This window comes from Pseudomonas sp. 67(2021) (genome assembly GCF_017491835.1).
Taxonomy (GTDB): Bacteria; Pseudomonadota; Gammaproteobacteria; order Pseudomonadales; family Pseudomonadaceae; genus Aquipseudomonas; species Aquipseudomonas atacamensis.
The window spans coordinates 75,061-101,526 of record NZ_JAFGYL010000008.1; the positions used below are offsets into that span (position 1 = coordinate 75,061).

20 protein-coding genes and 1 pseudogene are annotated in these 26,466 nt (G+C 57.1%); 16 read left to right on the plus strand and 5 right to left on the minus strand.

Translation table 11 applies throughout. From position 1 onward, the window contains the following. Window positions 1–153: 153 nt before the first annotated feature. The 10 genes from xylB (at window position 154) to J5M66_RS12755 (ending at window position 12,947) form a co-directional block, all read left to right on the plus strand. On the plus strand, window positions 154–1,650 hold the full coding sequence (gene xylB / locus J5M66_RS12710; RefSeq protein ID WP_207808879.1) for a xylulokinase: 1,497 nt from the start codon (window positions 154–156) through the stop codon (window positions 1,648–1,650). A 13-nt stretch (window positions 1,651–1,663) separates the two neighbouring features. Beyond that, window positions 1,664–2,602 (plus strand): carbohydrate kinase, encoded by a 939-nt coding sequence (locus tag J5M66_RS12715; RefSeq protein ID WP_207808882.1) that lies wholly within the window; start codon window positions 1,664–1,666, stop codon window positions 2,600–2,602. Between the two features lie 44 nt (window positions 2,603–2,646). Further along, the gene (locus tag J5M66_RS12720; RefSeq protein WP_071172569.1) at window positions 2,647–3,267 is read left to right on the plus strand and encodes a hypothetical protein; all 621 of its coding nucleotides are present in this window, start codon (window positions 2,647–2,649) and stop codon (window positions 3,265–3,267) included. A gap of 275 nt (window positions 3,268–3,542) precedes the next feature. Then, a complete protein-coding gene (locus J5M66_RS12725; RefSeq protein ID WP_133336252.1) occupies window positions 3,543–5,597 on the plus strand; it encodes a type VI secretion system tip protein VgrG in 2,055 nt (684 codons plus the stop codon). Next, window positions 5,588–6,454, plus strand: a complete 867-nt coding sequence (locus tag J5M66_RS12730) for a DUF4123 domain-containing protein (RefSeq protein WP_122611354.1) — start codon at window positions 5,588–5,590, stop codon at window positions 6,452–6,454. The genes J5M66_RS12725 and J5M66_RS12730 overlap by 10 nt, the downstream gene beginning before the upstream one ends. A 33-nt stretch (window positions 6,455–6,487) precedes the next feature. Next, window positions 6,488–9,796, plus strand: a complete 3,309-nt coding sequence (locus tag J5M66_RS12735) for a hypothetical protein (RefSeq protein ID WP_243432988.1) — start codon at window positions 6,488–6,490, stop codon at window positions 9,794–9,796. 4 nt (window positions 9,797–9,800) lie between these two features. Then, a complete protein-coding gene (locus J5M66_RS12740) occupies window positions 9,801–10,775 on the plus strand; it encodes a sel1 repeat family protein (RefSeq protein WP_207808887.1) in 975 nt (324 codons plus the stop codon). A 6-nt stretch (window positions 10,776–10,781) separates the two neighbouring features. Then, on the plus strand, window positions 10,782–11,918 hold the full coding sequence (locus tag J5M66_RS12745; protein ID WP_243432989.1) for a sel1 repeat family protein: 1,137 nt from the start codon (window positions 10,782–10,784) through the stop codon (window positions 11,916–11,918). Window positions 11,919–12,188: 270 nt separating this feature from the next. Next, complete coding sequence (locus J5M66_RS12750; RefSeq protein WP_207808889.1) at window positions 12,189–12,458, plus strand: DUF2790 domain-containing protein; 270 nt, start codon at window positions 12,189–12,191, stop codon at window positions 12,456–12,458. 90 nt (window positions 12,459–12,548) lie between these two features. After that, window positions 12,549–12,947, plus strand: a complete 399-nt coding sequence (locus tag J5M66_RS12755; RefSeq protein WP_207808891.1) for a hypothetical protein — start codon at window positions 12,549–12,551, stop codon at window positions 12,945–12,947. Here the strand turns inward: J5M66_RS12755 and J5M66_RS12760 are convergent. Beyond that, the gene (locus J5M66_RS12760; protein WP_207808894.1) at window positions 12,944–13,213 is read right to left on the minus strand and encodes a DUF1652 domain-containing protein; all 270 of its coding nucleotides are present in this window, start codon (window positions 13,211–13,213) and stop codon (window positions 12,944–12,946) included. The two genes, J5M66_RS12755 and J5M66_RS12760, sit on opposite strands and share 4 nt — an antisense overlap. Window positions 13,214–13,582: 369 nt before the next feature. On the opposite strand from J5M66_RS12760, the gene eco reads away from it, so the two are divergent. Then, entirely contained in the window at window positions 13,583–14,068 is a 486-nt protein-coding gene (gene eco / locus J5M66_RS12765) for a serine protease inhibitor ecotin (protein WP_207808897.1), read from the plus strand. A gap of 36 nt (window positions 14,069–14,104) precedes the next feature. Here the strand turns inward: eco and ilvA are convergent. Continuing rightward, window positions 14,105–15,094, minus strand: a pseudogene (gene ilvA / locus J5M66_RS12770) (threonine ammonia-lyase, biosynthetic); the annotation flags it as partial. A gap of 285 nt (window positions 15,095–15,379) precedes the next feature. On the opposite strand from ilvA, the gene J5M66_RS12775 reads away from it, so the two are divergent. Both J5M66_RS12775 and pncA read left to right on the plus strand, forming a co-directional pair. Next, window positions 15,380–15,547: a hypothetical protein gene (locus J5M66_RS12775; RefSeq protein WP_159894620.1), complete on the plus strand. Its 168-nt coding sequence runs from the start codon at window positions 15,380–15,382 to the stop codon at window positions 15,545–15,547. A 50-nt stretch (window positions 15,548–15,597) separates the two neighbouring features. Next, window positions 15,598–16,224: a bifunctional nicotinamidase/pyrazinamidase gene (gene pncA, locus J5M66_RS12780; RefSeq protein ID WP_122698179.1), complete on the plus strand. Its 627-nt coding sequence runs from the start codon at window positions 15,598–15,600 to the stop codon at window positions 16,222–16,224. Window positions 16,225–16,229: 5 nt separating this feature from the next. On the opposite strand, the gene J5M66_RS12785 is transcribed toward pncA, so the two are convergent. Together J5M66_RS12785 and J5M66_RS12790 are read right to left on the minus strand one after the other, a co-directional pair. Next, entirely contained in the window at window positions 16,230–17,531 is a 1,302-nt protein-coding gene (locus J5M66_RS12785; protein ID WP_207808901.1) for an ATP-binding protein, read from the minus strand. 4 nt (window positions 17,532–17,535) lie between these two features. Further along, window positions 17,536–18,237, minus strand: a complete 702-nt coding sequence (locus tag J5M66_RS12790) for a response regulator transcription factor (protein ID WP_016774890.1) — start codon at window positions 18,235–18,237, stop codon at window positions 17,536–17,538. A gap of 275 nt (window positions 18,238–18,512) precedes the next feature. Here J5M66_RS12790 and J5M66_RS12795 point away from each other — a divergent pair, with 275 nt between their 5' ends. The 3 genes from J5M66_RS12795 (at window position 18,513) to J5M66_RS12805 (ending at window position 23,580) form a co-directional block, all read left to right on the plus strand. Then, window positions 18,513–19,670 (plus strand): efflux RND transporter periplasmic adaptor subunit, encoded by a 1,158-nt coding sequence (locus J5M66_RS12795; protein ID WP_207808903.1) that lies wholly within the window; start codon window positions 18,513–18,515, stop codon window positions 19,668–19,670. Window positions 19,671–19,685: 15 nt separating this feature from the next. Beyond that, window positions 19,686–22,784 carry an efflux RND transporter permease subunit gene (locus J5M66_RS12800; protein ID WP_207808905.1) on the plus strand — a complete coding sequence of 1,033 codons (3,099 nt, stop codon included), beginning with the start codon at window positions 19,686–19,688 and terminating at the stop codon, window positions 22,782–22,784. A gap of 154 nt (window positions 22,785–22,938) precedes the next feature. After that, the gene (locus tag J5M66_RS12805; protein WP_123442354.1) at window positions 22,939–23,580 is read left to right on the plus strand and encodes a DUF1345 domain-containing protein; all 642 of its coding nucleotides are present in this window, start codon (window positions 22,939–22,941) and stop codon (window positions 23,578–23,580) included. Between the two features lie 67 nt (window positions 23,581–23,647). Here the strand turns inward: J5M66_RS12805 and J5M66_RS12810 are convergent, their stop codons facing one another. Then, window positions 23,648–26,296 (minus strand): autotransporter outer membrane beta-barrel domain-containing protein, encoded by a 2,649-nt coding sequence (locus tag J5M66_RS12810; RefSeq protein ID WP_243432990.1) that lies wholly within the window; start codon window positions 26,294–26,296, stop codon window positions 23,648–23,650. Between the last annotated feature and the right edge of the window lie 170 nt (window positions 26,297–26,466).

Consider the following 26,466-nt stretch of genomic DNA (forward strand, 5'->3'; position numbering starts at 1 on the left):
GTTCTTCCGTTATTCATCGACCTGAAATTCCGAGTCGAATACAGAGTGTGAAAGGCATGAAAATCTGCTCCCTTTCCCCCTCGCCCCCATGGGGGAGAGGGCTGGGGTGAGGGGGTAGCTCTTGATCTTCAGCGCAATCTGACAGGCCCATACATGACAACAACAAAGCTCTTCCTGGGTATCGACTGCGGCACCCAAGGCACCAAAGCGATCATCCTCGATGCCGACAGCGGTCAGGTGCTCGGTCTGGGCGCGGCGCCGCACACGATGATCGGCGGCGCCAACGGCCGCCGCGAACAAGACGTTCAACAGTGGCTCGACGCTTTCGTCAGCGCCACCCGCCAGGCCTTGCAAGCGGCCAACGTCGACGGCCAGGCGATCCGTGGCGTTGGCGTCTCCGGCCAGCAACACGGCCTGGTCCTGCTCGATGAGCAAGGCGCAGTGCTGCGCCCGGCCAAGCTCTGGTGCGACACCGAAACCACGCCGGAAAACGAGCGCTTGCTCGCGCAACTGGGTGGCGAGAAAGGTTCGCTGGAACGCCTCGGCGTGGTCATTGCGCCGGGCTACACGGTGTCGAAACTGCTCTGGACCAAAGAGCAGCATCCCGATGTGTTCTCGCGCATCGCGCGGATTCTGTTGCCCCACGACTACCTCAACTACTGGCTCACCGGCCGCGCCTGCAGCGAATACGGCGATGCCTCCGGCACCGGTTATTTCAACGTGCGCACGCGGCAGTGGGATTTGCAGATCCTGCGCGACATCGACGCCAGCGGCCGTTTACAAGCCGCACTGCCGGAGCTGATCGACGCGCACGCCGCCGTCGGCACTCTCCTGCCGGCAATCGCCGAGCAACTCGGCATCAACCCCAACGCGGTGGTTTCCAGTGGCGGTGGCGACAACATGATGGGCGCCATCGGCACCGGCAATATCCAGCCCGGCGCGATCACCATGAGCCTCGGTTCGTCCGGCACGGTCTACGCCTATTCGGAGGAGCCGAACGTCAGCGCCGATGCCTCGGTTGCCACGTTCTGTTCCTCCAGCGGCGGCTGGCTGCCGTTGATCTGCACCATGAACTTGACCAACGCCACCGGTGCCATTCGCGAACTGTTCAAGCTCGACCTGCCGACCTTCAACGAATTGGTCGCGCAATCGCCGATCGGCGCCGAAGGCGTGAGCATGCTGCCGTTCCTCAACGGTGAGCGCGTCCCCGCCCTGCCCAACGCCACGGGCAGCCTGCACGGCCTGACCATGGACAACCTGACCCAGGCCAATCTGTGCCGCGCGGCCGTCGAAGGCACCACCTTCGGTTTGCGCTACGGGCTGGATTTGCTCCGCCAGAATGGTTTACAAAGCCTGCGCATTTGCCTGATCGGCGGCGGCTCGAAGAGCGCGGTGTGGCGGCAGATCGTCGCCGATATCATGAACGCTCCGGTGATCTGCACCGAACAAAGCGAAGCCGCCGCACTGGGTGCCGCGATTCAAGCGGCGTGGTGCGCGTCGCGTTCTCACGGCGATGATGTCTCCCTGGCCGAGCTGTGCGAGCGCTGCGTTAAACTCGACGCAGGCAGCGAAACCCTGCCGATCGCCGCCAATGTCGCGGCGTTCCAGCAGGCCTACGAACGCTATCAACAGCATGTCGCAACCCTATAACGAGCAAACAACTATGTACCTGGTGTGTGGCGAAGCCCTGTTTGATTTCTTCAGCGAAAACGATGCCAGCGGGCTGGCCTCGAAAGTCAATTTCAAGGCGATTGCCGGTGGCTCGCCGTTCAACGTCGCCGTCGGTCTGCGCCGTCTGGGCGTGGACTCGGCGCTCTTCGGTGGGCTGTCCACCGACTATCTCGGCCGGCGTTTGCAGCAAGTGCTGCAGGACGAAGGTGTGCGCCCGGATTATCTGGTGGATTTTTCCGCGCCGACCACCCTGGCAATGGTCGCGGTAGGCGCCAATGGCTCACCGCATTACAGCTTCCGTGGCGAAGGCTGTGCCGACCGGCAACTGAGCGAGGCACATCTGCCGACGCTCGGCGACGAGGTGCGCGGCCTGCACATTGGCTCGTTTTCGCTGGTGGTACAGCCGATTGGCGACACCTTGCTGAAACTGGTCCAACGCGAAAGCGGCAAACGCCTGATCAGCCTCGATCCCAACGTGCGCCTCAATCCCGAGCCGAACATCGATCTATGGCGCGAGCGCATCGCCACGCTGGTGCGCCTGGCCGATCTGATCAAAGTCAGCGACGAGGATCTGAGCCTGCTCTATCCCGAGCAGGATCCGCAAAACGTGATTGAAGGCTGGCTCGAACATCGCTGCCAGATCGTATTCCTGACGCGCGGAGGCGACGGCGCAACGGTGTTCAGTCGCGCGCATGGCTCGTGGTCGGTGCCGGCCAATCAGATTCAGATCGCCGATACGGTAGGCGCCGGCGACACCTTCCAGGCGGCGCTGATCACCTGGCTGACCGAACATTCGCTGGACTCGGTCGAAGGCGTGCAGCAGCTCAGTCGAGAGCAAATCGACGGCATGCTCAGGTTCGCCGTACAAGCCGCCGCGCTGACTTGCAGCAAAACCGGTCCGGATTTGCCCTATCGTCATCAATTGAGCTGAGCGCGTAGACTGTCGGCCTTTTTGCGCACGACGGAAACAAGCTTTTGAATCTCAGGCACATCCTCGCCCTTCTGACCCTGGCCACCCTGCTGAGCGGTTGCGGCACCTCGCCGCCCCGCTCGCCGGAAGACATCTGCGCAATCTTCCGCGAGAAAAGCGACTGGTACGACGCTGCGCAAGTCACCCAGAAACGCTGGGGCGTGCCGATCCAGGTGCCGTTCGCGATCATGTATCAGGAATCCGGCTACCGCTACGACGCCAAGACGCCGCGCAAATACCTGCTCTGGGTAATTCCCTGGGGCCGCGTCTCCACCGCTTCCGGCTATGCGCAAGCCAAGGATGAAGTCTGGGCCGACTACCAGAAAAGCACCGGCCGCAACTGGGCCGATCGCGAAGATTTCGACGACGCCATCGACTTCGTCGGCTGGTACATGGACAAGACCACCTCGATCAACGGCGTGTACAAATACGACGCCTATAACCAGTACCTGAACTACCACGAAGGCTGGGGCGGCTTTCGCAACAAGACCTACGCGAGCAAAGCCTGGTTACCGCCGACCGCGCGCAAGGTGCAGAACCGTTCGGATCTGTATGCGCAGCAATATGCCGGCTGCAAGGAAGACCTCAATCGCGGGTTCTGGAGCCGGTTCTGGCATTGGTTGTAGAAGCCGTTCGCGAGCAGGCTCGCTCCCACGGGACCTTAGTGAACGCCGATTTTGTTTACACCCGAGAAACCTGTGGGAGCGGGCTTGCCCGCGTTGGCAATCTCTCAAACACCATCAAAGTCTATGAAAGGCCCGATTTCACTGACCCAAATCGCCCTCCTAAGGGTTTTCCCTATGGCATCAAGGCCCCACACCTACGCCATTTGCGCCTTGAATGAGGCCGTCTAATCCTGCAACATCCATCACCTGCTTATTCAACGGACGGAATTCAAGGCATGCTGGACGCCAATGCAACCCACATCACCCTCTCGATCGAAGACGCCAACGCCGACCTGCAAGTCCTCAGCTTCACCGGTCGCGAAGCCCTCAACGAACCGTTCCGTTTCGACCTCGAACTGGTCAGCGCCCGCCCCGACCTGAAGCTCGAAGAGCTGCTGCACAAGCGCGCCTGTCTGACGTTCGGCGCCACCGGCGAAGGCAAGATTCACGGCCAGGTCTATCGCATCGAGCAGGGCGACTCCGGCAAGACCCTGACCCGCTACAGCATCAGCCTGATGCCGCAACTGGCCTATCTGCAGCACAACCATGATCAGCAGATCTTCCAGCAACTGACGGTGCCGAAAATCATCGCCCAGGTGTTGGAAGATCGCGGCATTCTCTCTGACGCCTACAGCTTCCAGCTCGGCGCCGAGTACCCGGAACGCGAGTATTGCGTGCAATACGACGAGTCCGACCTGCATTTCATCCAGCGTCTGTGCGAAGAGGAAGGCATTCACTTCCATTTCCAGCACAGCAGCAGCGGCCACAAACTGGTGTTCGGCGACGACCAGACCGTGTTCCGCAAACTGAAGCCGGTCAGCTACCAGCAGGACTCCGGCATGGCTGCGGAGAAACCGGTGATCAAGCGCTTCAACCTGCGCCTGGAAACCCGCACCACCCGCGTCAGCCGTCGCGACTACGATTTCGAAAAACCCAAGCTGCTGCCCGAAGGCGCAGTCAAATCCGAATTCGCCCCCGACCTGGAAGACTACGATTACCCCGGCCGCTTCACCACCCGCGAGCGCGGCAAGTTCCTCTCGACCCGCGCCCTCGAACGCCATCGCAGCGACTACAAACTCGCCGAAGGCAAAGGTGATGAACCCACCCTCACCAGCGGCCATTTCCTCACGCTCGCCGAACACCCGCGCGCCGAGTGGAACGACCTGTGGCTGCTGCTGGAAGTCTTCCACGAAGGCAAACAGCCGCAAGTGCTCGGTGAAAACGTCACCAGCGACGTCACCGACAACAAGAGCGATTTCCACCAGGGCTACCGCAACAGCTTCCTCGCCACCCCGTGGGACGCGCACTACCGCCCTGCCCTCGAACACCCGAAACCGAAAGTCCTCGGCAGCCAGACCGCCGTCGTCACCGGCCCTGCCGGTGAAGAAATCCACTGCGACCAGTACGGCCGCATCAAAGTGCAGTTCCACTGGGACCGCGACGGCCAGTCCGACGACAAAACCACCTGCTGGATGCGCGTCGCCAGCGGCTGGGCCGGCGCAGCGTACGGCGGCATTGCCATCCCGCGCATCGGCATGGAAGTCCTCGTCACCTTCCTCGAAGGCGACCCCGATCAGCCCCTCGTCACCGGCTGCCTGTACCACAAGGAAAACGTCGTCCCCTACGACCTGCCCGCCAACAAGACCCGCAGCACATTCAAAACCCTCAGCTCCCCGGGCGGCAAGGGCTACAACGAATTCCGCATCGAAGACAAAAAAGGCGCCGAACAGATCTACATCCACGCCCAGCGCGACTGGGACGAAAACATCGAACACGACCAGAAAATCCGCGTCGGCAACGAACGGCATGACACCGTTGAAGCCAATGTGCTCAGCGAGTTCAAGGTCGAAGAACATCGGATCACCCATCTGGACCGAATCAGCGAAATGCGCGCGGATGATCACCTGACGGTGGGTGTGACGCAGCATGTGAAGGTGGGGACGGGGCAGTTTGTTGAGGCCGGCAATGAAATCCATTATTACGCCGGCCAGAGAGTCGTGGTCGAAGGCGCCATGGAACTGACCGCCAAGGCTGGCGGCAGCTTCGTCAAGGTCGATGCGGGTGGCGTGACCATCAGCGGCGCTGAGGTGAAGGTCAATACCGGCGGCTCGCCCGGGGTGGGCACGCCGGCGGCGCCGTTGTTGCCGGGGCCGATGAAGGTTGTGGATGCGGATAAGGCGGGGAAAGTCCCTGTCCCGCTGCCCAAACGTCTGAATGAGTCTGGAATAACGCCGTTGTGCGGCAAGCAAAGCAACGGCGCCTGCAGCCGTAAGGATTGCACATGCATGTGAAAGCGCTCAGCGCACTCCTCGAAGCTCCACGCCATGGGTTCGTTGATTTACCGAGAGAAAGCTCTGAATCAACAGTGTGTTTCATTATTGACCCGGTTCGACAGCCTGACGCGATGAGCCGCCTTTATCGTGTTGGCGAACCGGTGGTAGATGCACAGAGCCTGTTCCTCAAAACCGCCTTCGCTGAGATCGCCGCTGACGGTCCGCTCTGGATCACCGCGCCGTGGGGCAGTCGCCTTGCGGCCGAGGCAGCAAAGCTGTGCGAGGAAAATTTCTCTGGCATTGCCATTACCACAGCTGATTCTGACAAAGCGCTCGCCCATGCGCGCTGGCTCTTGCGCGCTAATGATGGCTCTGGCGGACAAAGCCTGCTGAGCTACCACAAGCCAAGCCTGTGGGCCGCGCTGGCCTATACCGCTGGCGACAACTCCCATCAGCTGTTCGGCCCTTGGCAGCACGTATACAGCCCAGCGCCGGTTCATTTTGGGCGCAATAAAGGTCCATGGCTCAGTTGGCGCGCCGTCTCGGAAGTCGAATGGCTGGGCGATACTTCAGTGTTCAGCCTGCCGCCATCCGCGGCGAACGTTCAAGAGCATTTGGGTTGGATTTATTGGGCAGATGAACATCACGCAGATTACGGCGAGCCGAGCGATGAGCATCTGCCCAACCTTGTGGCAAACCTCAATGTGCTGGTTGCCCACAATATTTACGAAGGCCGTCACTTGCTGAAGCTGGGGTCAATCACAAATGGCCCACTGCTTGAAACACAGCCACAGGCAATGGCCATCCTGCAATCCAGGGAAGAGTCGTTCATCAAAGTACAGCAGCTGCAGCAACTCACCACCAGCGTTGCTTGATGAACCCGTCCGTTAAGAATGAATGGAAGCGAAATGGATACTGAAATCTCAGAAGCAACAAAGGTAGATCGCGACAGCTCTGCGGCAACTGCCTCAGCCCCGTCGACACCGGTTGAAACGAAACCTGCCTTGGAGCTTGATCCTCAGCCTGTAATGCCTGCCAGTTGCCCCAACGCGTTCGACAAAGTGGAAACGGCTTGCTCGACAAGTTATGGCGAGGTGATCTACGCAACCAAGGAAAGAATGTTCTATCTGCTGCCTGAACGCGCTGCAAGCTCGATCAAAGAAGCGATGAATGAACTTGAGCAACATATCAGCGCAAGCAAGTCTCCTGAGGAACGTTTAAAGGGGATGAACACCGCGGGGTTGCTCGAGTACTTCCTCGAACCCAAGTTGTCAAACTTCCTGCAAGGTGAACAGAAAAGCCGAATGCTGGAAATCGAAGCTCAGGAGCCGGATATTGCGCAGCCAACCATGGCCATGCGCTTGAAATCCGTGAGCCGTGACGCCCGAAATTCAGCGGCGCTGGAGAAGTTGCCGGATCAGAGTGAGTACGCACGGAACCGGGCACTGGCCGGTCAGCAACAGGCTAGCCTGCTTGAGGCCAACTCCGAGGGGCAAAAGCTGCAACGACTCTACAACGAGTGGAAGAAGCTGAAGGCTGTAGCAATAGAGCAAGCCAAGATAGCTGGCTATATCTATGAAAGTGGCAACCTGTTTTCGCCCGGTGCTCTTGAGGCTAGAACTCGTGTTCAGACCTATCTGAAAGCCCGTGCGGCACTCACAGCCAGCGGCAAGCTGACTACTCTCAAAGAAGAAGATTTCAAGAAGAACAAGAAGGCGTATCTGGACGCCACAAACTGTGTGATCGATGGCAAGGCCCGGATGTGCGGTTATTTGAACGACGTGGCCAAGGAACGCAAAAAAATCGAAAAAGACTTTGCTGCCTATATCGATTCGATTTTGAAAGTCGCCGACTATGGCTTGGCACTTCCTGAGTTTGCCCTCATTCCTGACACAGGCGAAATCAGCGCAGGTATCGAGAAATTCAAATCATATCTCGAGATGGAACAGCGGCAGGTCAAACTGGCTGAACAAATCCGCACCAAATACAAAGCCTGGATTGACGCCAGCGGCCAAAACGTAGCGGCACCAGCGGGCATCGTGCAGGCTGAAAAAACCGAGTGGCAGCGCATTCAACAAGAGCGCATGAAGCTTCGCGATGATGCAGAAGCCGCTGTAGCCGCAGCCCTACCACTGCGCCATCTGTTGTGGGAGCCAGAGCAATTTCAGCCGAAACCGGAAGAGCGCCTGGTCAAGGCTGGCTTTCCGTTGCGCGAAGTGGCGCTTTTCAATAGCCCCAACAGTCCGGTCAAGCATTTGAGTCTGCTTAATCTGGAAGGCATTGAAAAAGCCTTGAAAAAAGACGTAAGCGCGCTCGGTGCTACTGCAAGCAAAGACCTGCAGAAACTTCCCGGCAACAGCAACGGGAAAGCGCAAACTGACACAGACGATAACCCTTTCCATGAATGGCTACGCCTCGAAGGCGCGATGGCCATCAAGGATCAGGAAAGCAACTGGTTCGATGAAAAAGGCTGGTTCGATGTAGAACTCTTCCATTCCTATCTCAAGTCGAAAAAACTGACAGTGGATACTATTGAGGACGCAGGCGCCCGCAAAGACTGGGGGCTGCGCCTTCGGCAGCTGCTGTTCAAAGAAGAAGTTCGAAGTTCGTTGCGCCTGTTCGATAACAGTCCTCAAGCACAATTGGTTCGTTGCCTCACGCCACCACAGTCCTCCATCCACACTGGAACCAAGGTCACTGGTCCGAGCTTCAGCGTCACCGATAACTTCAAGGCCTCTGCCAAAGCCGAAGCCAGCCTTGGGATTGACTTGGCACGCGGTGAAGTTGAGTTGATGAAGATGGATCTGCCGGGTAAAGATCAAGCAAAAGACATCCTGATCCCGTACCTGGATTACGAGAAAAACCGCAAAAACCTGAATCTCGGCAGGTTTTCGATCCATTTGGGCGCTAGAGCGTGGGGCTACACAGGCGCTACCCTCCTCCTCTCCTCCAGCGTGCAGTTGGGACGTGCAAACGTACAAGGCGGCCTCAATCTTCCGGAAATCACCGATGCAAAACGTCCGGAGACCACCAATGCCGTAGCAACTACAACTAGAAGCGAACCTGTTCTGGCGGGCGACGCCGCGAAAGTACGGGTTGAAGATGGGGCTAAAGCCCAATTCAATCTCTTTGCAGGAGTTCAGGCTGGGATTCTACTGACAGGCGCCTTGAACTGGGCTCCGCCGAAAGATATCGCTGTGTTGCGCACCGCCCCTTCGCCCGGCATGGCGAACACCGTCAACAACGCGAAAGCTAGCCAATGGGCGAGCCTGGCCAGACTCACAGCAGGCTTTACTGCCGCGTATGGGCTGGGTACTACGGCAGATATTGGGATCTCCTTGCATGAAGGCCGCTTCATCATGCGGTTCAAGGCTTCCGTCATCGTCGGCGCTGGTGTCGGCGGCGAATTTCAATTTGAAGTAGGCTATGACGGTGTTACTGACTTGATTAACTTGCTGCGACGGGAAATGCATAAAAATCAGGATAAATCGCTAATTTTTGTGACGGACGAAGCCGCCGACTACATCGACAAACTAAACTTTCTTGGCGCTGCCGGGATGGAAGTGGCGATGACTTACATGCAAGGCGTTGATATGGTGATGTCGTTATATGAGGCGTTAACCGGGGGCGGCAGAGGAGTAATTATCGCTCATACGATTATGAATTATCATAATCAAGCTGAGTTAGACCAATGGATCTTGGCAGCGACTCCAGGTGCGCTTGGCCCAATGTTGATGACATTGATTTCCGCGCCGGAGAAATTCAAGATTTCGGAATATGGAGCGCCTAGTGCAAGCTCTAAAGCCACAGAAAAGTCTTATACAAAAGACCAGTGTCAACTGCTTCAGCAGCAGGCTGTTGAGCGCATACTAGGATTGATTGTCCGCCAAGCGGAAAAGCAAGGAACAATAACCCTTGCCCAAGCTCAATTTGAAGAAGCATGCATGAGCATGAATCGGTTCGGAACCAAAGCCGCAGACGAAGCAGAACAGCTATATTGCGAGAATCGACTGCATATGGACAATTTCATGTCAGAAGCAATTCTGCGACTGCACGACGATGCGAACGACGAAATGCGTGCCCGGTATAAAGCGCACGTGAACCTTTTAGGCGCGAACCTAGATGGCTTTTGTCACAGAACCCGATACTACGGACAAACTTTTGTTCCTGGCGGAAAAGCAAAATATGTCCCTCCAGCTACATACATCAAGGGATAAAAAAATGTCGCGCACACTTATATATATAGCAACCGCAATTGCAACCCTCTTATCAAACAACGTACTTGCCGAGCTTACACCAACTCAGCAGGCCGCAAAAACTCGTGGGATAATGCTTTTCAATCAATACAAACCAGCAGAACTGGAACTTCGCATAGCAGCCGAAGCGGGCGATGCGGAAGCACAATTCTATTTAGCTGACGAGCTTCATCAAAAAAAACAAGGAATGACTGTCGAAGCGCAAAAATGGTACGAGGCATCAGCATCACAGGGTGATTATTATGCGATGTTTAAACTCGCCACCGTATCGGAAGACCTGTGCTCGGTTGTCAACCAATGTCCTGCTAGTAGTAAAAAACCAAGTGACTGGCTAGATTTATTGATAAAAACTGCTACACCTCGCGCTTTGGGTGGCGACGGCGAAGCGATGGCTGTGCTTTACAACGCGACTGCAGAGTTGGATTGGTTGCAGAAATCAGCAGCGGCTGGATATGCGCCGTCACAGTGGTTGCTCGCTAATCGTTACGCCGAGGGGGAAGGCACATTTTTGCTACCTTGGAAAAGAAAGAGTGCCGAGGAGGAGTTGCTAAAGGCTGCTTCGGAAGGAGGTTACCCTCCTGCAATGATCGAATATATTTCGATTCTTTCCCAGCGAAATGATCTGGCAGGTGTTCGGCATTGGTGGGAAGAAGCGGCGAAAACCGGTTATCAAAATGCCGTCGCAACCTATGGTGCATATCTTTCCCACACGCCCGACAAAGTTGGCTACCCCGTCGATTTGATCAAGGGCTACGCACTCGTCTCTTTGCTTAAAGAATTGGATGGCGGTGGAAACGTTCAAGTCTATGTGGAAGGGAAGCTTCCTAAAATTGCTGCAAAAATGACATCGAACCAGATTGAGGAAGCGGAAAAATATGCAATTGAGTGGAAGGCCACCCACCCGCCCCTTTCTTTCTTTCCAAGGAAATTAGGTTTTTAATTAGTAATGAAGCAGAATGCAAGAAATAACCGGTACGAGGCTAATCTTCCCCAATTAGAACAATCGACAGCCTTGTCGTTCGCGCTCTGCCGTATCGTTTTCAAAAGTTTCACAAAGACCGATATACCAGCTAAACAACTGCAACCGAGAAACAACTTAGCACTTACACTACCAAAAGTGATCACCACTACGCTTATTTTATTAACGTTAGCGTCGCCCCAGTCACTGGCGCTTACGAACGAACAATCTCAGGCAAAAATCAAGGGCATTGAACTATACAATCAAAACAAGGCCATCTCCGCAACTGAAACATTGCAAATAGCAGCCGAAGGCGGTGATGATGAAGCACTTTACTATCTAGGAGAATCAATAAGAAAAAACAACAGATATATGACCCAAGAAGCGCAAAAGGCTTACGAGGAGTCAGCAAAGAAAGGCAATATTTATTCTATGATTCGGCTCGGCGGCGCGGATCAAGATTTGTGCGTAACTATGAATAATTGTTCTTCCTCTGAGCAATCAACTAAAGATTGGATGAACAAAGCCAAAACCCTTGCTACAGATCAGGCATCTCATGGTGACGCTGAGTCGATGTACCTACTATGGGAGATAACAGGAAACGATGAATGGCTTGAAAAGTCCGCAGAAAAAGGTTTTGCATTAGCGCAATTTCGTTTAGCGACCAAGTATCAAGAGGGGGGAGGCATGTTCCTACTACCCTCTAGCAGATCAGATGAAATCGAAAAATGGATGAAAGCCGCTGCAGAGAATGGTTATCCACCAGCCATGATGGGATTTGCCGCTACCAGGATTGAAAAAGCCGATTTGTCATCATTTAGAAAATGGAATGAAAAAGCTGCAGCCTCAGGCTATGCATCTGCAGTTTTTGGTTACGCGTCATATATTGGCGAAGCTGAACCAAAATACGGATTCCAATCAGACCCGGTAAAGTCATACGCACTATTGTCGAATCTACTGGAGCTTGATGGTGGTGGAAACGTAATAAACAACGTTAACGACGTATTGCCGGAAGTAGAAAAAAAGCTGTCAAAAGAGCAATTAGAAAAAGCAAAAGAACTCGCAAAAACGTGGAAGGCCACTCACCCACCGCTCTCGTTTTTTCCAGATAAGTTAGGGTACTGAAATTTAGCAGTACAGCCTTATCATTAATTTTTTTCGAGCACGTCAAAGCCCGTACCCTAATGATTCATATCGCAAACGACAAATGCCCGAGACAAGGGAAAAGCAACCGTAAATAACTCAGCTCATGTTCAAATCGGTTAACTCAGCCTTAACGCCACAGTCAGAGACTCCATATCACCGCACACCCTCAGCTCTCCCCCGCTGACGCCCAGTGCGGCAGGCTCGTTCGGCTTCGTGCCGGGCGCCTATCCGTTACGCTGGAGTCCTCTCATGAACATTCGTCCCTTCCTGCTCACCGCCACCCTCGCCTGCTGCTCATACGCCGCACTGGCCCAAGCCAACGACACCTCCGCCACATCGAATCAAACACCCTACCAATACGGCATGCCACTACACGTGGCGAAGGTACTTTCGCTAACCGAACCGCCGACCTTCGAGTGCAAAGTCATCACCGCCGACATGAAATACATCGACAACACCGGCAAGCCCGCACAAATCAGTTACAGGAAATTATCTGACGCATGCAGTCGGCAGAACTGACAGACGCTTCTGATTTTCCGGTTCGCCATAGGCGTGGGGTGGCTCCGGCGGTTATGCTCGGGGCCTTCCCTACTGCCGCAAGGACTGGCCATGCAGTTGTCGTTTCGCACGTTGTCGAGCTTCTCTTCAATCCTGTGTTTTCTGCTGGCGCTGGTCTGGGGATTTTTTCCGGAGGTGTTGCTGGCGATCTGGAGTATTGGCTATTCGGAAGGCACTGGCGTAGTCGCAAGGCGCAGCGCGGGGCTGTTTGCGGCGTTGGGGGTGATGTTTTATTTGCTGCGCAATGCTCCGCCGTCAGCGGCACGCAGTGCGCTGAGCAATGGTTTTATCGTCGGCTGTTTCGGTTTGGCGGCGTTGGGTTTTGGCGAATGGCTCAATGGCCATGCCGGCCCCGGGATTTTGCTCGCGGTGCTGGTCGAGTTCGCGCTGGGCCTGGGTTTCGTGCAGGCCCGGCGCGAGACGGTCGAACTGGGTGAAACGGTGGGTTAAACGGCTCGAGAACGAGCGCTGGTTTGATGTGTCGTGGTTTGTTGCCCGAGGTCGGAACGCAGGCCAGCGACCAGGTTGTTGATTTCACGGCAGCTGTTCAGTCGGCTGGCGTCGATTCCACTGACGTAGAGATCGGCTTGGTCGGTCCGATGGTCGCCAAATACTTTGACGGACATCGACAAGTCGGGTGACAGCGTGCACTGGCAGCGTTTCGGCAGGAAGCTGCTTTCAATGATATTGCGTAATTCCAAGGCAGATAAAAACATGGCGAACCCTCTCCTTTCTGTGCGATTGCCAATCAAGTATTCACGCTGACCCTTTGCTGCGCCTTCACGGGTGTGCCCCCGCTGTTTCCTTGGTGCGGCAAATGGTGGTACTGCGAAATGCCCATTGGAGTGTAGGCGTCCAAATCCGGTGCGCCTCACCGGAAGAACGCATAAAACGTGCCTTTGATCGGTTCGTTTGGCGCCCTGCAAAATCAAGCACTTGGAAAGATGGCCAGTATCCTGCTATTTGCAAAATGCATGAACCGACCGCCCATCCACTGCAATCTGCAATCTCCGGCCGAATTTGCTTTCGAAGACCATGACGGCAAGAATGTCTCCCATTGCAATTCAACTCGCACGGAGGCTTCCATGAATTCCTTACGCATTTGCGCGATCACTGGGCTGTTAATCGCCAACCTTTCCACCCTCGCCCACGCCGCCAAGCTCGAAGACGTGGCGCCGTATCCCAAAGCCGAAGCCGGGTTTACCCGTCAGGTCATCCATCTGCCGAAACAAGAGCAGGAAGAGAATTTCCAGGTTGAAATTCTCGCTGGCAGAACCCTCGAAGTGGATTGCAATCGCCAGCGTCTGGGCGGTGTGCTCGATGAAAAGAATCTGCAAGGCTGGGGCTATCCGTTCTATCGCCTGGAAAAGGTCATCGGCCCGATGAGCACGATGATGGCCTGCCCGCCTGGCAGCAAGAAAAAGCGCGCGTTCGTTCCGGTCGTCGGTGATGGCTTCATGTTGCGCTACAACAGCAAGCTGCCAGTCGTGGTGTACGCGCCTTCGGACGTCGAAGTGCGCTATCGCATCTGGTCGGCGTCGGACAAAGTCGGCACCGCCCTGCCGGAATAACCGGAGCGCTTGTTACGCCGGCACGCCGCAAGCAGCGGCGCGCTCGGCGACATGGCGCAGGCTGTCGAAGTTGATGTTGGCCCCGGAGTCGATGGCGACGAATGTCTGATCGCGAACCCCACTGCGCGCCACGTACTGCTTGATCCCCGCAACAGCCAGCGCACCTGAAGGTTCAGTGATCGAACGTGTATCGTCGTAGATATTCTTGATCGCGGCGCAGAGCTCGTCATTGCTGACCGTGATCACTTCATCTACGCAGAAGCGGCAAACCTCAAAGCCATACGCGCCGATCTGCGCCACCGCTACGCCATCGGCAAAGGTACCGACGCTTGGTATAATCACCCGCTCGTCCGCGCGCAATGCGGCTTGTAGACAGGCCGAATGTTCGGATTCGACGCCAATGATCCGCACTTCCGGGCGCAGGTATTTGATGTAGGCCGCGATACCGGCGATCAAACCTCCGCCGCCGACCGGGATAAAGATCGCATCCAGCGCGCCTTGATGCTGGCGCAGGATTTCCATTGCCACGGTGCCTTGGCCGGCGATCACGTCAGGATCATCGAAGGGTGAAACGAACGTGCGTCCTGTCTCCTCGGCCAGTTGCAGCGCGTGGGCCAAGGCAAAGGGAAAACTCTCACCGTGCAGCAATGCTTCGGCACCGCGACTGCGCACCCCGAGCACTTTGAGCTCAGGGGTGGTAGACGGCATGACGATCGTCGCGCAGATGCCCAACTCCCGTGCCGCCAGCGCTACACCCTGCGCGTGATTACCCGCCGACGCAGTGATCACTCCCCGCGCTCGCTGCTCATCGCTCAGTTGCACGAGTTTGTTGTAAGCACCACGGATCTTGAAAGAGAACGTCGGTTGCAGATCTTCGCGCTTGAGCAGGACCCGATTGCCCAATGCTTGCGACAATGCCGGCGCAGGCTGCAACGGGGTACGCACCGCAATGTCGTACACCGGCGCTGCCAGGATCTTTTTCACGTAATGCTCAAGCAGGGCTTGCTGGTCGGGGCTGTGCGGCATGGTCGTCTCCTGACAGTTTTCAGAACCCCGGAGACAGAAAGTAAAAACCCGCCTCTAGGGCGGGTTGGGTGCTGCAGTCGTGAGCTAGCCCGCCAAATGAGGAATGGCGGTAATAATGCTTGGCTGGCAGCGCGATACGGTGAAAGTCATGGACTGAAATTAGCCTGCCGTTGGATGACAAGTCAATGGCCCGCTGCAGAACTTTGAATCTTCCGCAGAACTGAACAGTCACTGCAAAGGAGAACAACAACTTCTGCTCCAAGCCGATGAAAGTGGAGATCGACCATGAATATCCGCCAAATGCTGTTCGCCGTCCCGCTGCTGGTCGCCGCCCTGTCCAGCCCTGCTGCTTTCGCCGTCGATGAAAGCGACGCCGTGAAAAAGCCCGAATGTCCGAAAGGCCAGGTGTGGGACAGTAAAACCCAGCAATGCGTGCTGCAGACCAGCGGCTGACAGAAGCCCTGCTAAACTGGCCGAGGTTTTATTCTCAGGAAGATTTCCCCGTGCCCATTTCGTCCCGCGCTGCATTGCTGGTCATCGATGTTCAAAACGACTTCATTCCCGGCGGCCAATTGCCGGTGCCTGAAGGTGAACAGATTGTGCCGCTGATCAACCGCCTCGCGCGCCAGTTCAGGCAAGTCGTGATTGCGCAGGACTGGCACCCGAGCGGGCATATCTCGTTTGCGTCCAGCCATCTTGGGCGCCAGCCCTACGATGTCATTGAGTTACCGTACGGCGCACAAACGTTGTGGCCCAATCACTGTGTGCAAGCCAGTGTCGGCGCCGAATTTCATCCGGAACTGGATCTACCGCACGCGCAATTGATCATCCGCAAGGGGTGCAATCCCGATATTGACAGCTACTCGGCTTTTCTCGAAGCGGATCGAAGCACCACCACCGGGCTCGCCGGCTATTTGAAAGAGCGCAGCATCGATACCGTTTACATGGTTGGCCTGGCGCTGGATTTCTGTGTGATGTTTTCGGCACTGGATGCGCGCGCGGCGGGTTTTAATGTCTGTGTGGTGCTGGATGGCTGTCGCGCGATTGATCTGGACGGTTCGCTGGCAGCCGCCATAGCGCGGATGCAAGAGGCCGGCGTCAGCCTGATTCAATCATCCGATGTCCGTTAGGATATTCAGGCCATGGCCGGCAACCACAGCCTGAATCGCGCCCCACCCAGCGGCGAACTTTCAACCGTCAAGGTACCGCCCTGCGCTTCCAGTGCGCGGCGGCTGATCGCCAAACCGAGGCCGAACCCACCCGTCGCGCGATCACGGCTGCGGTCGAGCCGATAGAACGGTTCAAAGATCCGCTCGCGCTCGTCGTCGGGAATGCCGATGCCATCGTCGTCAACCCATATCTCACACCCGCCGGCAATGACCTGCACGCCAATCTGAATGCGCTTTTCGCAATAGCGCATGGCATTGCGCAACAGGTTCTGGATGGCCCGAGCGGTCAGGCGCGGATCCAGCGCGAAGCGTTCGAGCTGGCCGTGCAACAGAACGTCAATCACGGTTTCCGGCGACTCCAGCTCCTCATCGACGCTGCCAAGAATGCTGTCGATGAACTCATCCAGCGACACCTCGATGCGCTCGGGCAATTGCGCCGGATTCTGCAAACGGCTGTAGGAAAGCAACTCCAGCACCAATTCATCCAGCTCACGAATGTGCGCGACCAGGCTCTGCAAGCGCTCGCGGCTGGCGGCCGGCAAGTCTTCCGACAAGGCCAATGCCAGGCCGAAATCCAGACGCGTCAACGGCGTACGCAATTCATGGGAAACGGCGTTAAGCAGATCACGCTGCTGGTTGAGCAGGTTCTCGATATCGCCGGCCATGGTGTCGAACACGTTGGCGAGGCTGCCGATGTTCGAACTCGGGGCGATTCTGGTTCGCTCGCTCAAATGCCCCTTGCCGAAGCGTTCGGCAGTGCTCTTCAAACGTTCAAGATCGCGCCAGTGCGGGCGCAACCAGAGCAGCAGGCAGCCGAGCAACATGGCGCCGATCAGCACGTTGATGCTCCAGTACAAAAGATCGACGTCGACCGGATCGGGCGGCACGACCATGCGCACGGCCATGTCCGCATTCAGCGGAGTCACCGCCAATGTTCGCCAGCCCCAGTCGCCGATGCGCACAACGTTTTCACCACGGTGCAGACGCTCCTGCTCGATGGGAGTGAACACCGGGTCGTCGATTGGCGTCAGGACGATGTGCAGCGGCTGGAATTCCTTGTCCATCGCCGCTGCAATCTCCGGCCACTGCTCTTGCGGCGCAGCATGAAACTGCTTGGTGATCAGCGATTGCAGACCTCGGGAAAAGTCCAGGTTGTAGGTGACGAAGCGATCCCGGAAGGCCATGACCACCAGATCCGGCACCAGATAGATCGCCGCGCTATAGGAGACGATCGTCACCAGATACAGGCGAAACAGAATGCGAAACATCAGCTCAGCATTCCCACTCGGAGCGGCTGAACAGATAGCCCTTGCCCCACACAGTCTTGATCTTGCGCGCCTCGCCGGCGTGATCATCGAACTTGCGCCGCAGTTTGGAAATCGCCACGTCCACCGAGCGGTCAGTGCCATTGAACTCGATGCCGCGCAGCCGCTGCAGAATCTGATCGCGACTTAGCACTTCGCCGGCGTGGCGGGCCAGCACTACCAGCAAATTGTATTCGCCGCTGGACAGCTCAACCGCTTGATCGCGCCAGGTCACGGTGCGCTCGGAAAGGTCAATGCACAGATTGCCCATGACGATCCGGTCATTGACGGCCAACGGCTCGCCGAGGCTGCTGCGCCGCAACAAGGTACGCACCCGCGCCAGCAGCACCCGTGGCTCGCAAGGCTTGGTGACGTAGTCGTCAGCGCCCATTTCCAGGCCCAGCACCTGATCATGGCTGTCATCGCGGGCCGTGAGCATGAGGATCGGCAGTGTCGCTGAATCGGCGCGCAGCAAGCGGCACACCTGCAAGCCGTCGAGGCCCGGGAGCATGAGGTCGAGGATCACCAGATCCGGCGGGCTGATCCGCGCCCGTTCGCGCACATGGTCGCCACGGCCGATGACGCTGACGGAGTAACCGTTGCGCTCCAGGTAGCTGGAAATCAGTTCGGCGAGGGCGGTGTCGTCTTCGACCAGGAGGATGTTGGGCATGGGGTGTTCCAGAAAATGCTGGGGCGACAGTCAGGGCTCATTCGCTCGCACATTGAAATGCGATCTCCTGTGGGAGCGAGCCTGCTCGCGAATGGGAGCGAGCCTGCTCGCGAAAGCGATCGAACTGTCGCAATAAATTTCAAGGCCTGCAGGATATACGCCCTCACCCGCCACGGAGCAAAACCCTTACACAATTTCACACAGCAGCTACAAAGCTTCACCGCTAACCTCCCCGTCTGGCCGTAGGATGCGGCCTTCAATATTGGGGGTTGTACATGTCTGGAAAACTGCTGGCCGGGCTCGGCCTGATCGCATTGGCGCTGACGCTGAGCGCTTGTGATTCATCCTCGAACGACGAAGAGCAGACGCCGCCGGCCACCGTGCGCGTCGAGACCATTAAAACCGAGCCCCTGTCGATCAGCAGCGAACTGAGTGGGCGCATCGCCGCGCCACGGATTGCCGAAGTGCGTGCGAGAGTGGCGGGCGTGGTGTTGCAGCGCACCTATCGCGAAGGCAGCGATGTGAAAAAGGGCGATGTGCTGTTCCGCATCGACCCGGCACCTTTCAAGGCCGATCTGGACAGTGCCGAAGCAGCGCTGCGCAAAGCCGAGGCCAACGCTTTTCAGGCGAAACTGCAAGAACAACGCTATGCGCAGTTGATCGAGGACCAGGCCATCAGCGGTCAGGACTACGACAACGCCCGCGCCGCTGCCCGGCAGACCGCCGCTGATGTCGCCGCCAGCAAGGCAGCGCTGGAACGGGCGAAACTGAACCTCGGTTATGCCACCGTCACCGCGTCGATCTCCGGCCGCATCGGCCGCGCGCTGGTCACCGAAGGTGCGCTGGTGGGGCAGAACGAAACCACGCCGCTGGCGCTGATTCAGCAGCTCAACCCGATCCATGCCGACCTCACCCAGTCGACTCGCGAGCTCAATGAACTGCGCCGGGCGTTCCGTTCCGGGCAGTTGCAGGAAGTCGGTCAGGATCAGGTCAAGGCCACGCTGATTCAGGATGACGGCAGCCTGTATCCATTGCCCGGCAAGCTGCTGTTCAGCGACATCACTGTCGATCCGGGTACTGGCCAGATCATCCTGCGCAGTGAATTCCCCAATCCGGATCTCGACCTGCTGCCGGGCAGTTTCATCCGCGTACGCCTTGAACAGGCAACCATTCAGAACGGCATTACCGTGCCGCAACGCGCGGTGCAGCGTGACAGTGCCGGCATTGCCCAGGTGCTGACCGTCGATGAGCAGATGCGCGTGGCGCAGCAACGGGTGCAACTGGGTGCGGTGCAGAATAATCGCTGGATCGTCACCGGCGGCCTGAAGCCCGGCGACCGCATTGTCATCGAAGGCCTGCAACACGCCCGTCCCGGGGAAAAAGTACAGGTCGACGAAACCCCTCTTCCACTTGCCCAGACCGCTGGTCAGTAAGCAGGACGCTCTTATATGCCGCAGTTCTTTATCGACCGCCCGGTGTTTGCCTGGGTGGTCGCCCTGTTCATCCTGTTGGCCGGTGCGCTGGCCATTCCGCAGTTGCCGGTCGCGCAATACCCGGACGTTGCACCGCCGCAGATCGAAATCTATGCCGTCTACCCAGGCGCCTCGGCGCAGACCGTCGATGAAAGCGTGGTCAGCCTGATCGAGGAAGAGCTCAACGGCGCCGATCACTTGCTCTACTTCGAATCGCAGAGCAGCCTCGGCAGCGCGACGATCAAGGCAACTTTCCAGCCGGGCACCAACCCGGAACTGGCGCAGGTCGATGTGCAGAACCGTCTGAAGGTTGTCGAGTCGCGTCTGCCGCAAGCGGTCAATCAGCAAGGCTTGCAGGTGGAGAAGGTCTCTTCCGGTTTCCTCTTGCTGATTACCCTGACCTCCAGCGACGGCAAGCTCGATGACGTGGCGCTCAGCGATTATCTGGCGCGCAATGTGATGACCGAGATCAAGCGCCTGGACGGTGTCGGCAAGGCGCAGTTGTATGGTGCCGAGCGGGCGATGCGCGTCTGGATCGACCCACAGAAGCTCATCGCCTTCAACCTGACGCCGGCCGATGTCAACGAAGCCATCGTTGCGCAGAACGCCCAGGTTTCAGCGGGCAGCATCGGTGATTTGCCGTCGCCTTCCACACAGGAAATCACTGCGACGATTCTGGTCAAAGGCCAGCTGTCGACGCCGCAGGAATTTGCCGACATCGTGCTCAAGGCCAACCGCGACGGCTCCACGGTGCGCATCGGTGATGTCGCGCGCGTCGAAATCGGCAGTCAGGAATATCAGTTCGGCACTCGCCTGAACGGCAAGCCGTCCACCGCCGTCGGCGTGCAGCTGTCTCCCGGCGCCAACGCACTGAACACCGCAACGCTGGTGCGGGCGAAGATGGACGAGCTGGCGCGCTACTTCCCGGCGGGCGTGGAGTACAAGATTCCGTATGACACCTCGCCCTTCGTCAAAGTCTCGATCACCAAAGTGATCTACACCCTTGGCGAAGCGATGCTGCTGGTGTTTGCAGTGATGTTCCTGTTCCTGCAGAACGTGCGCTACACGCTGATCCCGACGCTGGTGGTGCCGGTGGCGCTGATGGGCACGTTCGCGACCATGCTGGCGCTGGGCTTCTCGATCAACGTGCTGACCATGTTCGGCATGGTGCTGGCCATCGGCATTCTGGTGGATGACGCCATCGTCGTGGTGGAGAACGTCGAACGGATCATGGCCACGGAGGGCCTGTCGCCCAAGAAAGCCACGCGCAAGGCATTGACGCAGATTACCGGCGCGATTATCGGCATCACTCTGGTGCTGGTCGCGGTGTTTATTCCGATGGCGTTCATGCAGGGCTCGGTCGGCGTGATCTACCAACAGTTCTCGCTGTCCATGGCCACGTCGATTCTGTTCTCGGCGTTTCTCGCCCTGACGTTGACGCCGGCGTTGTGCGCAACATTGCTCAAGCCTGTCGCCAAAGGTGAGCATCACGAGAAGTCCGGATTCTTTGGCTGGTTCAATCGTCGCTTCGAGCAACTGACCGATCGCTATCAGGGTTGGGTCGGCTATGCGCTCAAGCGCACTGGTCGCTACCTGGTGATCTACGCAGTCCTGTTGATTGGACTTGGGTTCTGTTTTGCGCGCCTGCCTTCTTCGTTTCTGCCTACAGAAGATCAGGGCTACACCATTACCGATATCCAGCTGCCGCCGGGCGCGACCAAGAACCGCACCGTGCAAGTAGCCGAACAGCTCGAAGCGCACAACGCCGATGAGCCGGGGATCAGTGACAGTGTCGTGATTCTGGGTTTCAGCTTCTCCGGTAGCGGCCAGAATGCGGCGCTGGCGTTTTCGACGCTCAAGGATTGGTCGGAACGTGGCAGTGACGATGCTGCCAGCTCGATTGCCGATCGCGCCAACGCTGCGTTGAGTCAGATCAAGGACGCCATGGCCTTCTCGGTGCTGCCGCCGCCGGTGGATGGCCTTGGCACGTCCAGCGGTTTCGAATTCCGTTTGCAGGATCGCGGTGGCCTGGGCCATGCGACGTTGATGCAGGCGCGTACGGAACTGCTCGCCGCCGCCGAGAAAAGTCCGGTGTTGATGAACGTCCGTGAAAGCGCGCTGGCCGAAGCACCGCAAGTGCAACTGATCGTAGACCGCAAGCAGGCGAATGCCTTGGGCGTTTCGTTCGCCGACATCGGTAATGTGCTGTCCACTGCGGTGGGTTCCAGCTACATCAATGACTTCCCCAATCAGGGCCGCATGCAGCGCGTGGTCGTGCAAGCCGAAGGTGATCAGCGCAGTCAGGTGGATGATTTGCTGAAAATGCACGTGCGCAACAACGCTGGGAACATGGTGCCGCTGTCGGCATTCGTCCAGGCCACCTGGATTCAAGGCCCGGCGCAGTTGACCAGGTACAACGGCTATCCGGCGATTGCCATCTCCGGCGAACCGTCAGCTGGGCACAGCACTGGCGAAGCGATGGCGGAAATCGAGCGTTTGGTAGCGTTGGGGCCGAAGGGCTTGGGCCAGGAATGGACTGGGTTGTCGTTGCAGGAGCGTCTGTCCGGCAATCAGGCGCCGATGTTGCTCGGTTTGTCGCTACTGGTGGTGTTCCTGTGTCTGGCGGCGCTGTATGAGAGCTGGTCGATTCCGACCTCTGTATTGCTGGTGGTGCCGCTGGGCGTGCTCGGCGCGGTGTTGGCGGTGACAATGCGTGCCATGCCCAACGATGTGTTCTTCAAGGTCGGTCTCATCACCATCATCGGACTGTCGGCGAAGAACGCGATCCTCATTATCGAGTTTGCCAAGAGCCTGTATGACGAAGGTCACGACCTGATCGATGCAACGTTGCAGGCTGCTCGCTTGCGCTTGCGGCCGATCGTGATGACCTCGCTGGCGTTCATTCTCGGCGTGGTGCCATTGGCCATCGCCACGGGTGCCAGCTCGGCGAGTCAGCAAGCGATCGGCACTGGCGTGATCGGCGGGATGATCACCGCTACGCTGGCAGTCATCTTCGTCCCCGTGTTCTTCGTCGTCGTCATGAAGCTCGTACAACGATTCACCAAACGACACTGATCTAATTGTAGGAGCTGCCGAAGGCTGCGATCTTTTGACTTTGCTTTTAGAAGATCAAAAGATCGTCCGATCGCGGCCCGAGCCTTCGGCAGCTCCTACAAAAGCCGTATCGCCTGCGCTATGGTGCGCTGACAGTTCACCAACGTGAGTCCCCATGCGCTTGCTCGCCCGCACCCACCCTCGCCTTTCCGCTGCCGCCGTGCTCGGCCTCGCCACCGGCCTGCTGGTTCCGGCCGACTCCATCGTCAGCAAAATCCTCATCGGCTGGAACGCCGGTGTCTGGACTTACCTGATCCTGATGTTCTGGCTGACCATACGCGCGAAGGCCCCGGATGTGCGTCGCATCGCCGAAGTCGAAGATGAGAACGCCGGACTGGTGCTGTTTGTGGTGTGCATCGCCGCATTGGCGAGCCTCGCCACCATCACCCTCGAACTGGCCGGCAGCAGAGATCTGGAAACCTCACGCAAACTGATGCACTACGGGTTCACAGCGCTGACGGTGACCGGCTCGTGGCTGCTGATAGGAGTGATCTTCTGCGTGCACTACGCAAGGTTGTTTTACACCTGGAACGGCAAAGAGCCGGCGCTGCGTTTCGCCGAAGGGCTGACCACTCCCAATTACTGGGACTTTCTGTACTTTTCATTCACCATCGGTGTTGCCGTGCAGACGGCCGATGTTGGGGTTGCAACTCGAGATATTCGGAAAATCGTGCTGGCGCAGTCGTTGATAGGGTTTGTTTTCAATACAGCAATTCTAGGATTTTCAATCAATATCGCTGCTGGATTGTTCGGTTGAGCTACAGCGGAGCGTTTGCGACACAAAAAATGCCCCGGCATCGCCAGGGCACTTGAATGACATGTGTTCAGAAGAAATGACTTACTCTCAAACTCGCGCTCCAGTCCTGAGAAACGGTATTGCCTGCACCGCCGCCGACTTCGCCCGCGACCTGCCAGTTTCGCTGAGCAGGTGTCCACTTCAACCCGGCACGGTACTCCAGCGTGCTACTGGCGCGGTCGTCATCGAAGCTATCGTCGTTGATTTTGACTTCGTTGGTTTTGACGAACTCATGGTTTGCCCCCAGCGAAACACTGGGTTCCAGCAAGGCACCACCTTCAAGTGTCAACAAACGTCCACCCCGGATGCCGATGTTTCCTTGCACCGAACGCATGGTATCTGCATCAACTTCAAGACCGTTGTCCAGCCGATAGCTGTCACTCTGGGTTACCCCCGTTGACAGGCCGACTTGAGGTTCAAGAAACCAATCCCCTCCAAAGCGATAGTGCTTGCCCACCGTGACCGCACCACTCGCACCCAAGGCTTTGTAGTCTCCTTTGCTCCGGGTACCGTCACTCATGGTGACTTTGGCCTTGTTGTTGAACTGGTTGATCTTGAGCAAACCGTTGATGAATATACCGCTCACAGGATCAAAGGTGCTGCCGTAAACGCCGATACTCACGCTATCAATGGTTGCCGTGGAACCATATTTCAGATCCATATCAGTCCGACTTGTACCAACGAATGCGCCCAATACCGCATCTTGACCGGCGATATTCACCGTTGTATCGGCACCACCGGTAATCCCGGTCTGGTTTTGTGTATAGCCGTCGCCATAAGCATTCTTGACGTTGTATTGGTTGCCATACGTGCGTACCCAGACACTGTTGCTCAACTTGGTGGTATCGCTTTCACTGGCCGCGCGCATTGCTGCGTTGGGTCGGATACTGAGGCCGCGATCACCGATCTGAGAATTAAGCAGGTTCATTTCCGCGTTCGATACACTGCGCGCACTGCCAGCCAAGGCCAACGCTGTGTTGGTCGAAGTGCTGACGGTTTCCCTGTCCGGGTTGAGGTATAAGCCTTGACCATCCTGTTTCAATCGATAGACGAAAGCGCCGGCATCAACCGTTTCACGCCCGCCAAGCGAGAAGCTGGCGTCGCCTGCAGCAATATTGCCGACCTTCACCGCTTCGGCCGTGACAGGCGTCGTGCCGGTAGCAGCGATCTGCAGTTGGTGTTGCCCGCTGGCATTGCCCGTGACATTTAAAAAATCGGTATTTCCATTGCCCAGATCCGTGCCCATCACAAAGGTACCGTGACCGGATAGATCGCCGACGTTGAGTTGCTGAAACTCCTCGTTTGTGCCCATGCGAACAATACCGCCATCCAGCGCCAGGCGTTGCACGGTGTTGTCACCCGTCATCACCCATCGCGCGGCATTGTTGATATTCAGGCTTCCCGAGTTGTTGATCTGCCCGGTGAGCGTCGAATTGTTGTTCAGCAACACAGTACCGTTGCTGGAACTGTCGACATCGCCCGTCAGAGCGCTGGCATTGTCCAGCGAGAGCTTGGCGATGTTGTTGATGTTGCCGTTAATGGCAGAAGCGTTATTCAGAACAACGACACTGTTCGCGTCGCCGGTGACGTTTCCGGTCAGTGCGCTGGAATTGTTCAGAGAAAGGCTGGCCACATTGTTGACGTTGCCGTTGATCGTCGATTTGTTGTCGATTCCAACCGTAGTTGCCGTCCCGGCGATTCCCAGTACATTGCCGTTCAAGGTACTGGAGGAGTCGAATAGTGACTTCGTAACGTTTTGCAGGTCGCCGTTGAGCGTGGCTGCGTTCTGCATGACAAGAGCAACAGTGCTATTGGTTTCGGCAATCACGTCACCCGTCAGAGTACTGCCATTGACATTGAAGTTGGCCGTAGAGCGGTTGGTCGCTTGCAACACTGAGCCATTGCCGCCAACCAGCTCGGAATTACCGCTAACATCGATGGTGGCGACAGTCCCGGCATTCCCTGACGAGCCAAGAACGATGGCCGATCCGCTTCCACTGGTGATACGGGTGTTATGGAGCGTCACGGTGCTGGCGCTGATGCCGACCGTGTCAGTCACGATTTGCAAGCCATCCTTTCCCCCGGTGATCGTGCTATCCGTTGCTGAAAGCGTTGCGCCGCCCAGTTGTACGCCATAACTGTTGGCGCCCGTGCCGACAATTTTGGAGTCCGCAACGTTCAGGACGGCGAAGCCTACGGCTTGCGCGCCACCGATAGCGCCAGTGATGACACTGTTACCGGTCACGGTGGCAGAGGAAGATGCAGGGGTGCTGATGTTACGTCCCAGCAACAGCCCGAAACTGTTGGTGCTGGTGATTGTCGAGTTGTCGATCGTTGCTCTGCTGTCGATCAGCTGGATCGCTCCCCGGCCCGTGGCGCTATTGACTTCAGCGCCGGACATGTTCAACGAAGAGGTGTTCGCATTGATACGCTGACTCTGGCCACCGTTGAAAATGACATTCGCACTTTGTGAACTGATGGTCAGGGCCGTCGAGTCGTCGATGGTCAGGGTGCCCCCTTGGGACACCACCCAGGCTTCTGGTGCTGGCGGATTGGTGACCACTTCACTCTCGCCTGGCAACAGGGTTCGACTATAAGCCTGGGGCGCAGCGATCAATGTCGCCGCCATCATCAGTCTGAGAGTGTTCGGGTGTTTGGAGCGAAAAGAAATGGACATGGGTACTTCCTCAAGTCTGCACAATAACAACCTCTGTTTTTTCGGCAGTGTTAAAAGCGCCCACCTAAAAACGTGCGATAGCCTAATAATAAAATTTGATGTTTTATGTAGGAATAGTCCTTATATGCACAGAGACTTATCCTTCCGGCTTGCAGTCTTAATCAAAATCC